The 14,149-nt window shown below is 49.5% G+C and carries 11 protein-coding genes; 9 read left to right on the forward strand and 2 right to left on the reverse strand.

Going from position 1 to position 14,149, the window contains the following annotated elements; translation table 11 throughout:
* Window positions 1-4: 4 nt before the first annotated feature.
* Entirely contained in the window at window positions 5-2,023 is a 2,019-nt protein-coding gene (gene yoaA, locus ABD980_RS04830; protein ID WP_345370005.1) for a DNA repair helicase YoaA, read from the reverse strand.
* 128 nt (window positions 2,024-2,151) lie between these two features.
* On the opposite strand from yoaA, the gene ABD980_RS04835 reads away from it, so the two are divergent.
* The 3 genes from ABD980_RS04835 to ABD980_RS04845 are packed head-to-tail and all read left to right on the forward strand — an operon-like array spanning window position 2,152 to window position 6,338.
* Window positions 2,152-4,485, forward strand: coding sequence for a Tex family protein (locus ABD980_RS04835; RefSeq protein ID WP_345370007.1), 2,334 nt, complete (start codon window positions 2,152-2,154; stop codon window positions 4,483-4,485).
* Window positions 4,486-4,488: 3 nt separating this feature from the next.
* Complete coding sequence (locus ABD980_RS04840; RefSeq protein WP_345370009.1) at window positions 4,489-5,349, forward strand: prephenate dehydrogenase; 861 nt, start codon at window positions 4,489-4,491, stop codon at window positions 5,347-5,349.
* 11 nt (window positions 5,350-5,360) lie between these two features.
* Window positions 5,361-6,338 carry a Bug family tripartite tricarboxylate transporter substrate binding protein gene (locus ABD980_RS04845; RefSeq protein ID WP_300648642.1) on the forward strand — a complete coding sequence of 326 codons (978 nt, stop codon included), beginning with the start codon at window positions 5,361-5,363 and terminating at the stop codon, window positions 6,336-6,338.
* Between the two features lie 21 nt (window positions 6,339-6,359).
* Here the strand turns inward: ABD980_RS04845 and ABD980_RS04850 are convergent, their stop codons facing one another.
* The gene (locus tag ABD980_RS04850) at window positions 6,360-7,271 is read right to left on the reverse strand and encodes a LysR family transcriptional regulator (protein ID WP_300648640.1); all 912 of its coding nucleotides are present in this window, start codon (window positions 7,269-7,271) and stop codon (window positions 6,360-6,362) included.
* 184 nt (window positions 7,272-7,455) lie between these two features.
* On the opposite strand from ABD980_RS04850, the gene ABD980_RS04855 reads away from it, so the two are divergent.
* Genes ABD980_RS04855 through ABD980_RS04880 form a run of 6 tightly spaced genes read left to right on the forward strand, consistent with a single transcriptional unit; the run spans window position 7,456 to window position 14,144 of the window.
* Window positions 7,456-9,069 carry an ABC transporter substrate-binding protein gene (locus ABD980_RS04855; RefSeq protein WP_260649044.1) on the forward strand — a complete coding sequence of 538 codons (1,614 nt, stop codon included), beginning with the start codon at window positions 7,456-7,458 and terminating at the stop codon, window positions 9,067-9,069.
* Window positions 9,070-9,099: 30 nt separating this feature from the next.
* On the forward strand, window positions 9,100-10,077 hold the full coding sequence (locus ABD980_RS04860; protein ID WP_260649045.1) for an ABC transporter permease subunit: 978 nt from the start codon (window positions 9,100-9,102) through the stop codon (window positions 10,075-10,077).
* On the forward strand, window positions 10,077-11,009 hold the full coding sequence (locus tag ABD980_RS04865; RefSeq protein WP_260649046.1) for an ABC transporter permease: 933 nt from the start codon (window positions 10,077-10,079) through the stop codon (window positions 11,007-11,009). The genes ABD980_RS04860 and ABD980_RS04865 overlap by 1 nt, the downstream gene beginning before the upstream one ends.
* Window positions 11,009-11,995 carry an ABC transporter ATP-binding protein gene (locus tag ABD980_RS04870; protein ID WP_345370014.1) on the forward strand — a complete coding sequence of 329 codons (987 nt, stop codon included), beginning with the start codon at window positions 11,009-11,011 and terminating at the stop codon, window positions 11,993-11,995. The genes ABD980_RS04865 and ABD980_RS04870 overlap by 1 nt, the downstream gene beginning before the upstream one ends.
* Entirely contained in the window at window positions 11,992-12,984 is a 993-nt protein-coding gene (locus tag ABD980_RS04875) for an ABC transporter ATP-binding protein (RefSeq protein WP_300646695.1), read from the forward strand. The genes ABD980_RS04870 and ABD980_RS04875 overlap by 4 nt, the downstream gene beginning before the upstream one ends.
* 23 nt (window positions 12,985-13,007) lie before the next feature.
* Entirely contained in the window at window positions 13,008-14,144 is a 1,137-nt protein-coding gene (locus tag ABD980_RS04880) for a M20 family metallopeptidase (RefSeq protein WP_345370016.1), read from the forward strand.
* The last annotated feature ends 5 nt before the right edge of the window (window positions 14,145-14,149 follow it).

Below are 14,149 nucleotides of genomic sequence, written 5' to 3' on the forward strand. Positions count from 1 at the left end.
CCTGCTAGCTGGCAGGGTGCTTTTTTTTGTGCTGATAAAAAGCCAATGCTTGAGAGGCGCTACGCGTACGCGCAAAGCCAGGCAGACCACGCCACAAAACCTTACCATACGGTTTTTCTACTAGGCGCGCATCTCCCATAATCAACACCCCCCAGTCTTTTTCCGTACGAATTAAGCGCCCTGCCCCTTGTTTTAAGGCGATAGCCGCTTCGGGGAGCTGATACTCAACAAAAGGATTACCGCCACGGTCTCTACACGCTTTAATTCGTGCTTCCAGTACCGGGTCATCAGGGGGAGCAAAAGGCAGCTTATCGATGGCTACCACAGTTAGCGCGTTCCCAGGCACATCGATACCCTCCCAAAAGCTGGCGCTACCTACCAAAACAGCATGAGGCTGTGTTCTAAAACTTTCCAGTAGGACTTGACGTGATTTTTCGCCTTGGCGCATCACGTGCTGCTTAAGACCTAGCCGATCGACACTGGCTTGTATCAGGTCCGCCATGATATCCACCCCACGTAAAGTCGTGCTCAACACCAACACCCCGCCCTCGGCCTGCTGAATAAAAGGCATTAGTGTATTAATAAAAGCGGGATAAAAATCTGGACTAGAAGGTAAAGGGAGCCCCTGTGGCACATATAGTACCGCTTGCTCAGCGTAATTAAAGGGCGATGGCCAGACCTCGACCTGCGCTTCCCATAAACCAAGCTGATGCACAAAATGATTAAAATTACCATGTACGGATAAAGTCGCCGAGGTAAAAATCCAGCTTTGCTCGTCTGCTTTGTAGCGCGAAAAAATCTGTGCCACAGAAAGGGGCGCGCGATGCAAGCGAAAATAACTGGCTCCGTGTTCCACCCAGCGCACCGACTCCTGCTCTAGCTGCTGAAGTGTTGTCACGTCCGCATCAGGTAATACCGCATGTTTCCCCTGTCGATCCGGTTGTGACCACACAAAAATTTGTGCGCGTAACTGCAAGGCCGTCTTATACGCGGCAGCTAAATCTGGATGATGCTCTTTAAGTAAATCGAGCAGCTTAATGATCTTATCGAGCTTATCTAATAGTTGCGCCAGCGCCTCATCAAAAGCCAAGGCATTAGGTAAGTCCATAAAAGTCGCTTTCTGCCCAGAGAGCTGTTGGATCGGTGCTGCTTGCAAGCGTAAATCCTGCATCGCTTGCTTTAAAGCTCCAGCCACGGCGCTCCAGTCGGCACTACCCTTGGCATGAGCTAAACCTGCTGCCTCAATCAAATGTGCTAAATCATTAATCTGGTGCATCGACACCGTTGTGCCTAAAAACCGAGTAGCCACATCAGGGAGCTGATGAGCCTCGTCAAACACTACCACATCGACTTCCGGCAACAAATCCGTAATACCGTCTTCTCGTAGGGCTAAATCCGCCATAAACAAAGCGTGATTAACAACTACAATATCAGCCTCTTGTGCTTTACGTCGCGCTTTCAGCACAAAGCACTCACCTACATACGGGCAATCCTGACCCAAACAGTTTTCTCGGGTTGATGTGACGCGATGCCAAATAGGAGCGTCCTCGGGAACAGCGGCCAGCTCACTTTTGTCTCCGCTTTTACTACGCTCTATAAACTGTTGAATGTGTTTAAGCTGTTGGACCTCGTGCTTAGAGCCAAACCCACGCGCATCTTGCTCGTACTTTTCAAAATAATAATGGCAGACATAGTTACCGCGTCCTTTAAGCAACGCCACATTTAACGAGAGCGACAGCGCTTTACGTAAATGCGGTAAATCGCGCTTAAATAGTTGATCCTGTAGCGTACGTGTTCCGGTAGAAATTAACGCTTTGCGCCCACTTAAAAACACAGGCACCAGATAGGCCCATGTTTTACCCGTGCCTGTGCCTGCCTCAGCCACTAGGGTTGAAGGCGTGTCTAAGGCTCGCTGGATGGACTGCGCCAGTTCCAACTGTTGTTGACGGAGAAAATAATGATCTACCGAGGCCGCCAACGGGCCATCATCGGCAAAAACCGCATCAAGATCCTGCAAAAGCATGGGTATGGATTGAAAAGAATTAAAAGCAAAGAAGAGACAAGACTTATCTTGGATCTCAAATCATACTACACTGCTACACTTATGTAGTGAATGCTCACGACGTATTTAGGCTAAACACACCATCAACTATGACAAATACCTCTACGACTGATTCTTCTCGCATTTTCTCCTGGCTCGCTGATGAGCTATCGATTCGGCTCGCCCAAGTTCAAGCCGCTGTTGAACTGCTTGATAATGGTGCTACCGTGCCATTTATTGCGCGCTATCGTAAAGAAGCCACAGGTGGTTTAGACGATAGCGTTTTGCGTGAGCTTGAAGTGCGTTTACTTTATCTCCGAGAGCTAGAGGCACGTCGCACCGCCATCATCGAAAGCATCGAAGAGCAAGGAAAAATGACGCCCGAGCTAGCTACATCGCTGGACGAGGCCAATACCAAACAGCGATTAGAGGATCTCTACGCTCCGTATAAACCTAAGCGCCGTACACGAGCCCAAATGGCGATCGAAGCGGGTCTGGAAGACCTAGTACAAGCCATTTTAGCGGACCCTCATTGTGATCCTCTACAACTTGCGGGCACCTACCTCAATCCTGAAGCAGGTTTTGACGAAGCAAAAAAAGCCTTAGATGGCGCGCGAGAAATTTTGGCACAGCGCTATGCAGAAAATGCCGACCTGCTCGAAAACCTACGTCAGTATTTATGGCAACACGGGCTGCTATATGCTTCGGTGATCGAGGGCAAAGAAGACGAAGGCGATAAGTTCCGCGACTGGTTTAACTTCTCCGAGTCCCTAAAAACGCTTCCCTCTCATCGGGTACTGGCATTATTGCGGGGGCGTCAACAAGGGATTCTTAGTTTGCGCATTGGCCTACAGCCAGAGCTAGATGCGCTTCAGCCCCACCCATGTGTAGAGCGCGTAGCCCAGCTAATGCAGTGCCCCGCTGACTTTTCCGCTCATGCCGCACCTCAACCCAAATGGCTTGCCGAGGTCTGCCGTATCACCTGGCGGGTTAAATTACTCACCGCTTTTGAAACAGAGCTGATTGGGCGTTTGCGCGAAGAGGCTGAGGCCGAGGCCACACGTGTTTTTGCCGCAAATTTACGTGATCTTTTGCTGGCCGCACCGGCCGGTAATAAACGCGTCTTAGGTTTAGACCCTGGTATCCGCACGGGGGTCAAAGTCGCCGCTATCGATGAAACTGGAAAAGTATTGGATACAGCAACGGTGTATCCTTTTGGTGGACGTAAAGATATCGCGGGCACGCAGCAGCGCTTAGCAGCGATGATTCGTCAACACCAAATCCAACTCATCGCCATTGGTAACGGGACCGCTTCGCGCGAAACAGAACAGCTGGTCAAAAACTTATTACAAAGCCAGACAGATTTGTCAGCAGTTCAACATATTGTGGTATCGGAAGCTGGTGCTTCGGTCTATTCTGCCTCTGAGCTTGCTAGCCAAGAATTTCCCGATTTAGATGTCAGCTTGCGCGGTGCCGTTTCCATTGCACGCCGCCTTCAAGATCCCTTAGCAGAGCTTGTTAAAATTGAACCCAAAGCCATTGGCGTAGGACAGTACCAACATGACGTTAACCAACGTGAGCTTGAGCGCTCATTGGATGCGGTGGTAGAGGACTGTGTTAACGCCGTAGGCGTGGATGTGAACACAGCCTCTGCTGCCTTACTAGCACGGGTTTCGGGACTCAATAAAACACTGGCTGAAAACATTGTGGCGTGGCGCGATGAAAATGGCGCTTTCCCCGATAGACAAAGTCTGCTTAAAGTTAAGCGCTTTGGTCCGAAAACGTTTGAGCAAGCCGCTGGTTTTTTACGTATTCCCCAAGGCACAAATCCTTTAGATGCTTCTGCAGTACACCCAGAGGCATACCCCGTCGTAGAGCGTATCCTTGAAAAAATCCAAGCGGATGCGCGCAGTATTATTGGACAAGCCGACGCGCTAAAAGGTCTATCCCCTAAGGATTTTATTGATGAGCGATTCGGATTACCTACCATACAAGATATCTTTACCGAAATTGAAAAGCCGGGACGAGATCCTCGGCCCGAATTCAAAACAGCTCGATTCTTAGACGGTGTCACGGCGATTACGGATCTACAAGTTGGCATGGTCCTAGAGGGGGTAGTAACCAACGTAGCCAATTTTGGAGCTTTTGTAGATATTGGTGTACATCAAGATGGCTTAGTACATATTTCGGCTCTGTCGCATCAGTTTGTCAAAGACCCGCGTGAAGTTGTGCGTGTCGGACAAACCGTCACCGTTAAAGTACTAGAGGTTGATGAGGCCCGCAAACGTATTAGTTTAAGCATGCGCTTAGATGATCATCCTGAGCCCACGCTAAAAAAAGCGGCAGCCAGTACCAAACCACGTGCCTCTCGTCGTCCCGCTCGTCCTGCGCCCGATATAGCAAATAATGCTATGGCTGCAGCCTTTGCTAAACTCAAACGCTAAGTCATGGCAGATAACAAAACCCTTGCTTTAATCGGTTGTGGCTTAATGGGCGGCTCTTTTGCTTTGGCTGCCCAACAGGCTCACCAAGTCCATCATACTATCGGCTATTCCGTACCCCACGCCTCAGCCCACCACTTTTATGAGCTGGGTATTATCCAGTCGATTGCTGCGAGCGCAGCCGAAGCCGTGGCTCAAGCCGATATCGTCTTGATCGCCGTACCCGTGGCATCCATGCCCTCCGTGTTTGCTGCTATAGCGCCAGCTTTACCTGATCATGCCCTGATTATGGACGTAGGCAGCACCAAGCGCAGCATTATTCAAGCCGCACAACACCATTTGGGTGCACGCTTTTCCCAATTTATTGCCGCCCACCCAATTGCGGGTAAAGAAAAAGCAGGACATAGTGAGCCTTTTGCTCATCTCTATCAAAATAAAAATGTCATTTTGTGCCCAGAGTCACAATCCAACCCAGCCTACCTAAAGCAAGCCCACTCTTTATGGCAAGCTATTGGGGCGACGCCCATCATCCTGGATGCCGATCAGCACGACCGCGGTCTAGCTGCCGTTAGCCATCTGCCCCATTTATTGGCTTTTGCTTATATGGACGCTTTGCTCCAGCAACCCGACGCAACAGACTTACTCGCCCTAGGTGGCCCAGGCTTTAGGGATTTTTCGCGAATTGCTGGGTGTGACCCAACCATTTGGCGCGATATCCTACCGGATAACCAAGACCAAATCCTCCCCTTACTTCACGCTGTGCGTCAGGCCATCGACACCATTGAAAACGCCATGATGCAACGTGACACCACACAACTCGAAGCCATATTACAGCGTGCCAGCCAAGCACGCATCAACTGGAAATAAGGAGATACTCCATGCGATTTAAACCCATGTTACGTCGTTCAGTGGTGGCTGTTGCCGCCCTTTGCCTCTCAGGCGCAGCCCTCGCACAACAAAACGTCACACGATTAATTGTGCCGTTTTCTGCAGGTGGGCCCATTGACATTAGTGCTCGTGTTTTGGCAGAGGGTGTCAAAGAGCATTTAGGCACTGTGATTATCGAAAACAAACCGGGCGCAGGCGGCAACATTGGCTCGGACCTCGTAGCCAAAGCCAAACCCGATGGAAAAACCATTGGGGTTGCGACCCTAGCCTCTCATGCGGTTAACCCTTGGCTCTATAGCAGCATGCCCTATGACGCAGACAAAGACTTTGCTGGGGTTAGTCTCATGGTATATGTGCCCAACGTGCTAGTGATGAATAGCGAACATGCCGAAAAGCTGGGTATCCAGTCCGTGGCTGATTTAATTGCCTATGCCAAAGCCAACCCAGGTAAACTCAACTATGGCTCAGGTGGCAATGGTAGCGGTGGCCACTTAGCGGGCGAGCTCTTTAAAAAGCAAGCAGAAGTCGATATTGTTCATATCCCCTATAATGGTGGCGCTCCTGCTCAAATGGCTTTGCTTTCTGCCGAAGTAGATTTCACTTTTGACAACCTCGCCACTGCCGCCCCCAATATTCAAAACGGTAAACTCAAAGCTTTGGCCGTAACTACAGATGAACGCTCCGATGTCTTACCTGACATCCCAACTGTTAAAGAAAGCGGCTTGGATGACTTTTCTGTAGCTACTTGGTGGGGTCTGGTTGCCCCAGCCGGTACGCCCGAAGCCGAAATCAAAAAACTCAACGAAGCCTTTGTCGCCGCCATGAACAGCGACAAAGCCAAAGAGCGCTTTGCTGGCCTGCTAATCACACCCACCCCTAGCAGCCCAGAAGCCTTTGATCAGCTCATGCAAGAAGAACGCACACGCTACAAACAAATTGTAGAAGATGCCGGTGCACGCGTCGATTAAGACGTACCACCCCAGCCCCGCTTAGTGTGGGGCTTGGGCATCGATGCTTTGTAAGCGCCCTATCACTAAATCGATAAACTCCTCCATCAGCTCTGGCAAACGCCGCCCCTGCATCACTTGTACCTGCACGACTCGAGCGTGCATCTCGGCATTACGAATTGGTACGGCCACTAAGCCCGAAGCATTCAACCGCCCCGCCACTGAAATATAGCTCGCAAATAAAATCGCCTGACTATCACGCACATAAGCATGTAAGGCTTCTGCATGATTACTATAAACAGAAGGCTCCACCCATTTCCCAGTCATATTACACGCCAATTGATATAGCTTATAAGTGGACGTATTACGATCGGTAAGAGCTAAAGGATATTGCTGCACATCATCTAAACGTAACCGTTTGCGCCGGGCAAGCGGATGGTTTTTTGCCATAATCGCCAAGGCGGGCGCCTCGCAAGAAAATCGTACCGCCACCGTTTCTGATGGCGTTGTACTAAAGGTAATAGCAATATCTGCATCACCCATCGCCACCCGTTCCGTAGCCACTTTTGCACTACTCACAAACACGTCAAAACGGCTTTGTGGATGCACCAGACTAAATTGCGCCATCAAACTGGGAATCAGCTCATGGGCGACCCCCTGCGTGCAAGCTAAACGGATGGGATGTTTAGCGGTATCGCTTAAACCTGCTATCGCCTGAAATGTAGACTCGGTTTCCAAGTTCACCCGCCGTACATGCTTTAATAAAATTTGTCCGGCTGGTGTCAATAACATACCGCGCGCACTTCGCTCAAACAACTCTGCCCCAACGCGCTGCTCCAATTGATGAATTTGCCGACTAATTGCCGACACAGCCACATGTAAGCTTTCTGAGGCAGCACTTAAACTTCCTTGCTGCGCCACCTCGTAAAAATACTTAAAAGCTAAGGATTGCATAGCTAACTCATTGATTTATATAAAAATAAAAAATAACACAGTCTTAGATAAGACTAGGGTTTTCCCTAAAAACCCTTTCTAAAAAAAGCAAACCGTTCTCTAAATCTTATGATTGTATAGAAAACAACCTCTCTATATACTACTTTTTGCATAACTATTTCTGTTGATTTCAGTTGGAGACACTATGCGTTTCGAATTTACCCTAAAAGCCGTGACCCTAAGCTTGGCCTGTGCCTTTGCTTCCACGGCATTTGCCCAAACCTTAAAAATTGGTTTGGCCTCTGAGCCCACAGCCGTGGATCCTCATTACCATCAAACCACCCCTAACGAAGCGTTGATCTCTCATATTTTTGAGCCTTTAGTACGTATGAGCCCCGATATGGAGCTTCAGCCTGCTTTGGCTAAATCATGGGAGCCCACCGACGACACCACGTGGACCTTTAAGCTCGATGAAAAAGCGACTTTTTCTAATGGCGACCCGTTCACTGCGAATGATGTGGTCCTTAGCTTCTGTCGTATCTTGCACAATGAAACAGCCATTGGCAGTGGGTTAATGAACGTGGCTCGTCGCATCCAAGCCATCCAAGTACAAGACGATAAAACCCTACAAATTAAAACCAGCGTTCCCTACCCCTTGCTCCCCAATGAGCTTGCGCGTGTCCCCATGATTTGGAACGGTGTGGTTCAACATGAAAACCTACGCTTTGACCCAGAGAACAACTGCGGTGTCACCAGCGCCTGGCCTGATGTAAACGCATTTAACAAAGGCGACTTAGTCGTTGGTACTGGCCCTTACACGCTCAAATCGTATGTGAAAGGCACAGGTATTGAACTAGAGCGTAATGAAAACTACTGGGGCGAAAAACCCGACTGGAAAAACGTACGTATGACCGCAGTGCCCAGTGCAGGCCCACGCTTAACCGGGTTATTAGCGGGCGACTTCGATTTAATCGAAAACCCTGCTGCACGTGATCTAAAGCGTATTACGGATAGCGGTTTTGGTCATACTATTAAGCCTTCCGTGCGCGTGATGTTCTTCCAGCTTGATGTCGGTCGCGACCAAAGCCCCCTAGTCAAATCCCCTAAAGGCGATAACCCTCTCCAAAATCAAAAAGTTCGTCAGGCAATGTCTCTTGCCATCGACCGTAAGGCCATTGTGGAACGCATTATGGATGGCGTCGCAGAACCCGCTAACCAATATATTCCCGTCGGCATGTTCGGCTCCATTACGGATGCACCCGCGCTAGAGTACAACCCCAAGAAAGCCAAAGAGTTGCTTGCTGAGGCCGGCTACCCCGATGGCTTTGAGTTAACGCTATCTGCCACCAATGACCGCTACATCAACGATGCCCAGCTCACACAAGCCGTTGCGCAGTATCTGAGCCGCATTGGTATCAAAACCAACGTAGATACAATGACGCGCTCTGTGTATTTCCCTAAGCGTGCTAAACGAGAGTTTAGCGTGGCGTTAGGTGGCTGGGGCTCCGAAACCGGCGAGGCAGCTAACTTCCTCCAGTACTGGGTCACGACAACCAATAAAGACTTAGGCGTAGGCGGCAGTAACTATGGTGGTTACTCCAACCCCGAACTGGATAACAAGTTCCTAGAAGCCATCCGTACCCTTGACGACAACAAGCGCAGCGAATTGTTGCAACAAGCCGTACAGCTGTCTTTAGACGATATGGCACATATTCCCTTGCACTTTGAAAGTGGCGTATGGGCATTCCGTAAAGGCATCAACTACGTAGGTCGCGCTGACCAACGTACGATGGCGACACACGCTACCATCGCGGAATAATAACCACTTAGGCTGACGAAGGAGTTTGATTTGGCCGTTTTTATTTTACGCAGATTACTGCAAAGCGTTGTGGTATTGTTCGCGGTTTCTGTGGTGGTGTTTTTTGCAGTCTACACCGTAGGCGACCCCATTGAACTACTCGTCAGCCCAGATGTGGGTCAGGATCAGCGCGATGCGCTGATCGCCCGCTTAGGGCTTGACCAACCGCTCTGGCAGCAATACCTGCATTTTGTTTGGCGTGCCTTACATGGAGACCTAGGTAATTCTTTTGTACATGGTATGCCTGCTGTTGACCTTATTTTACAGCGCTTTCCTGCCACACTTGAACTAGTCGTAGTAGCGATTAGCTTAACCTGTATTTTAGGTATCCCCCTGGGGCTTATTGCTGGCTTACACCGCGATAATTTCCTAGGTAAAAGCATCATGAACACCTCTGTGCTTGGCTTTTCCCTGCCTAACTTTTGGCAAGGGATGGTGTTCATTTTATTATTTGCCGTCTGGCTCGGTTGGCTTCCTGCATCCGGCCGAGGCCCTACAGTCGAAGTGCTCGGCATCCCCTTAAGTATTTTTAGCGCTCAAGGTTGGAGTCATATCGCACTGCCCGCGGTGAACTTGGCTGTCGCCAATATCGCTCTGATTTTGCGCATGACGGCCTCTGGTGTCAGCGAAGCCCAGAGCCAAGACTATGTGCGCTTTGCGCGCGCAAAAGGTGTTAAGCCTGGACGTATTGTACGCCGTCATATTTTACGCAACATCATGATCCCTGTTGTCACCGTTATTGGCATGGAATTTGGCACCCTAATCGCCTACTCCACTATTACAGAAACGGTATTTTCTTGGCCTGGCATGGGCAAACTACTTATCGATAGTGTGTATCAACTAGATCGCCCCGTGGTGGTTGCGTACGTCATGCTCGTCACCATGCTTTTTGTCGTAATTAATCTCGTGGTGGATATTCTGTATGCCGTTTTAGATCCACGTGTACAACTTTTGGAGCCTAGCGCCTAATGACTACCCCACATTCTTTATCAGATGGGCAACCGGCCGCCATTCCAACCGTTAAGCCCTTACAAAATACGCCACAACGGCAAAAAATTCTTAAAAAAATTCGCAGTCGTCCATCGACCAAGCGATCTTTGCTGACATTATTTATCTTAATTGCAGTCGTATTGATCGCCCCTTATTTTGCGCCGCAAGACCCCTATGACTTATTGTCATTGGATATTATGGATGGCCGTCTACCACCAGGCTCAGAAAGTTTTAATGGCATGACCTATTGGTTAGGTACAGACTCACAAGGCCGCGACATGCTTAGTGCCATTTTATATGGCTTGCGTATTAGTTTACTCGTCGGTCTCGGTGCCGTTGCCTTGTCAGCTATCATTGGCATGATCATGGGGTTAATTGCGGCGTATCACGGCAGCTGGGTCGATAGCCTGATTATGCGTACTGTCGACTTCATTTTAGGTTTCCCTACAATTTTAGTTGCCCTGGTTCTGCTCTCTGTCCTAGGACGAGGCATTGATAAGGTCATCATCGCTTTAGTGATTGTGCAATGGGCGCATTACGCTCGTATTATGCGTGGACGTGCGCTGCAAGAGCGTCGTAAAGAATATATCGAAGCCGCGATGAACCTGGGCTTTTCCTCATGGCGCATTATGTTCAAGCATCTTATGCCAAATTGCTTTGGCCCGATTATGGTGTTTGCCACCATTCAAATTGCCACCGCTATTGTGCTAGAGGCTACGCTTTCCTTTTTAGGCGTAGGCGTACCCATTACCGAGCCTTCTCTTGGGCTACTCATTGCAAGTGGCTTTGAGTATCTGCTTTCCGGTGACTACTGGATCAGCATTTTCCCTGGCTTAGCTTTGTTATTTTTAATTCTCTCTATCAACATCGTAGGTGATCGCCTACGCGAAAGTTTGGATCCACGACGCTAATGACTGACACAACTTTATTACAGGTAAATGGGTTACAGACGGCTTTTCATACCGAGGAAGGCGCTTGGCTGGCCGTAGATGGCGTGGATTTACAGGTCAAAAAAGGAGAAATTATCGGCCTTGTCGGTGAGTCGGGCTCGGGGAAATCCGTCACTGGCTTTTCGCTTATTGGACTGATTGATCCACCAGGCGAAGTAGTGGGCGGCGAGGTTCTTTTCCACGGTCAAGACTTACGCCAACTGTCCGAGGAGCAATTGCGACAATTACGGGGTGATCGAATTGCCATGATTTTCCAAGACCCTTTAATGACACTAAATCCAGTGCTTAAAGTGGGCGAGCAAATGATGGAAGCGATTCTCACGCACTATCCAGAAACCCCAAAAGCCGAAGCCCGCCAACGCTGTTGTGATGCCTTGGCTCAAGTTGGTATCCCTGCACCGGAGTCCCGTCTAGATAACTATCCCCATGAGTTCTCTGGGGGAATGCGCCAACGTGTTGCTATCGCCATTGCTATGCTTAACAAGCCGGAATTGATTATCGCGGACGAGCCGACAACGGCATTGGATGTGACCATTCAAGCGCAAATCCTCTACGAGATGCAAAAACTTTGCCGGGAGCAAAACACCGCATTAATCTGGATTACCCACGATCTAGGCGTCGTAGCAGAGCTTGCGGACCATGTTGCCGTGATGTATGCAGGAAAAATAGTTGAATATGGCGCCGTGCAAGCGGTATTACAAAACCCTATTCATCCCTATACAGAGGGGCTACTGAACTCCATGCCAGGTTCTGCCCAACCAGGTGCACGCTTACAACAAATCGATGGCATGGCACCCACCTTAACAGGACGCGAGCAGGGCTGTACCTTTAGGCCACGTTGTCCTTATGCCCACCCTTCCTGTGCACAAAGTGCCCCTCCGGTTGAACAAATTGGTCAGCGCCAATACCGCTGCTATTTCCCTCTGCTTAAGGAGGAAACAAAATGAGTACGACGCCTATTATTGATATTCAAAACCTGCATAAACAATTTAGCAAAGCCCCTGATTTGGCCCATCGCATCTTACAAAGCTTAGGCAAAGCCGCTCCGCCCCCTACTGTTCATGCCGTCAATGGCATCAATCTAACGATTCAAAAAGGTGAGGTGGTTGGTCTTGTTGGGGAATCCGGTTGTGGTAAATCCACCTTAGGGCGTATGGTCGCAGGCTTAATCAACCCTAGCGCAGGTGCTATCTACTACGAAGGCAAGGATATTCAGCAGCTGAGCCGCGAAGAAAAGCTCGCCTACACCTTGGGGGTGCAACTTATTTTCCAAGACCCACAAGCCTCATTAAACCCAAAGCAAAAACTGGGTGATATTATTAGCGAGGCCTTGCATGTGCACCGTTTGGCTCCTAAAGCAGAAATATCACAACGCATCAATCACGCTTTAGCCGAGGTCGGACTCGAAGTGGATTATCGTGACCGCCTGCCCCACCAAATCTCAGGTGGGCAGCGTCAGCGTATTGGTATTGCTCGTGCTTTAATGGTCAACCCAAAATTTCTTGTTTGTGATGAACCAGTTGCCGCCTTAGACGTCTCCATTCAAGCACAAGTCATTAACCTGTTTATGGATTTACGCGATAAACACGGCTTGACCTATTTATTTATCAGTCATGACCTAGGCGTGGTTCGACATATCTCTGATCGTGTCGCCATTATGTATTTAGGGCGTATTGTAGAAATTGCGGACAGCGCTGATATCTTCCATCATGCTGCCCACCCCTATACCAAAGCCCTGCTGGCAGAAATGCCAGATGTCACTAAACAAGGGCGCGCTTTTACCCCCATCAAAGGTGAGATTCCTTCTCCCTTAAACCCTCCAAGCGGCTGTACCTTTCATCCACGATGCCCTGTGGCCACCGAGCTGTGTAAGGCCAGCGTTCCTGAGCTAAAAACCGTTGGTGCAGGTCATCAGGCCGCTTGTCACTTGATTTAAAATACCGCAAAGGATTTGATTGCATGAATCACCAAGCACATGAGCTTACCGAGGCATTACGTCAACAAATTATTCGCTGGGTCGAGCTCGAGTCTCCCTCCCATGATGCCGATGCCTTACGTGCCATGGCTGCCCTTATTCTCGATGATATAAAAGACAGCCCTCTGCGCGTAGAACAAATCAATGTCGGTGAAGACACCGGACCTATTTTGCACATTCATAACCGTGCTGATAACGATAGTCGATCGGGTATTTTAGTTCTCGGTCACTATGATACGGTCCATCCGATCGGCACCTTAACCCAAAACCCGTGTCGACAAGAGGGCGATAAGCTCTTTGGCCCAGGTATCTACGACATGAAGTCAGGCGTGGTCTTGGCCCTATCCGCCTTAAAAGCACTGGCTCAGCCTCAAGCCACACAGCTTCCTGTGGATTTGGTTCTGGTTCCCGATGAGGAAACCGGTAGTCATTACTCACGCGAGTATATCGAAAAATTTGCTAAAAAATCGGTTTATACCTTGGTATGTGAGCCTGCCCGTGTAGAGGAAGGACGCTGCGTAACCGCCCGTAAAGGCACAGGCAATATTTTTATTACTGCGCACGGTCGCCCTGCTCATGCCGGTATTCATCACGAAAAAGGCCGTAATGCCATCGAGGAAATCGCCCACCATGTTCTGGCTTTAGAAAAGCTAACCGATTATGAGCGTGGTATTACTGTTAGCGTAGGTGTTATCAAAGGTGGCACAACGTCGAATGTTGTCCCTGCCTGGTGCCAAATCAAAGCCGATTTTCGAGTACCGAATGCAGAAATGGCACAACGCCTCGAGCAACAAGTTCAACAAATTAAAGCCATCCATCCAGATATTCGCCTAGAAGTGGAGTTTAAACTCAATCGCCCCGCCATGCCGCGTACAGAAGCTACTGCTGCTTTATTAGCACAGTGCCAACACTATGCACGCCAAGCGGGCTTTGAGCTAAAAGAAGCCCCCATGACTGGGGGGGCAAGTGATGCGAATTTTACCGCCGCTTTGGGCGTGCCAACCCTAGATGGCTTGGGCGCCGATGGCAACGGCGCTCATACCCTAAATGAGCATATCTTGGTGTCTACCTTAGCCCAGCGCCGTCAGTTTTGGCTGCATACACTCGCCCAATTGCATTAAGCACT

Origin of the sequence: Paenalcaligenes hermetiae (assembly GCF_039543645.1) — a bacterium.
In the GTDB taxonomy this organism is placed as follows: Bacteria; Pseudomonadota; Gammaproteobacteria; order Burkholderiales; family Burkholderiaceae_B; genus Paenalcaligenes; species Paenalcaligenes hermetiae.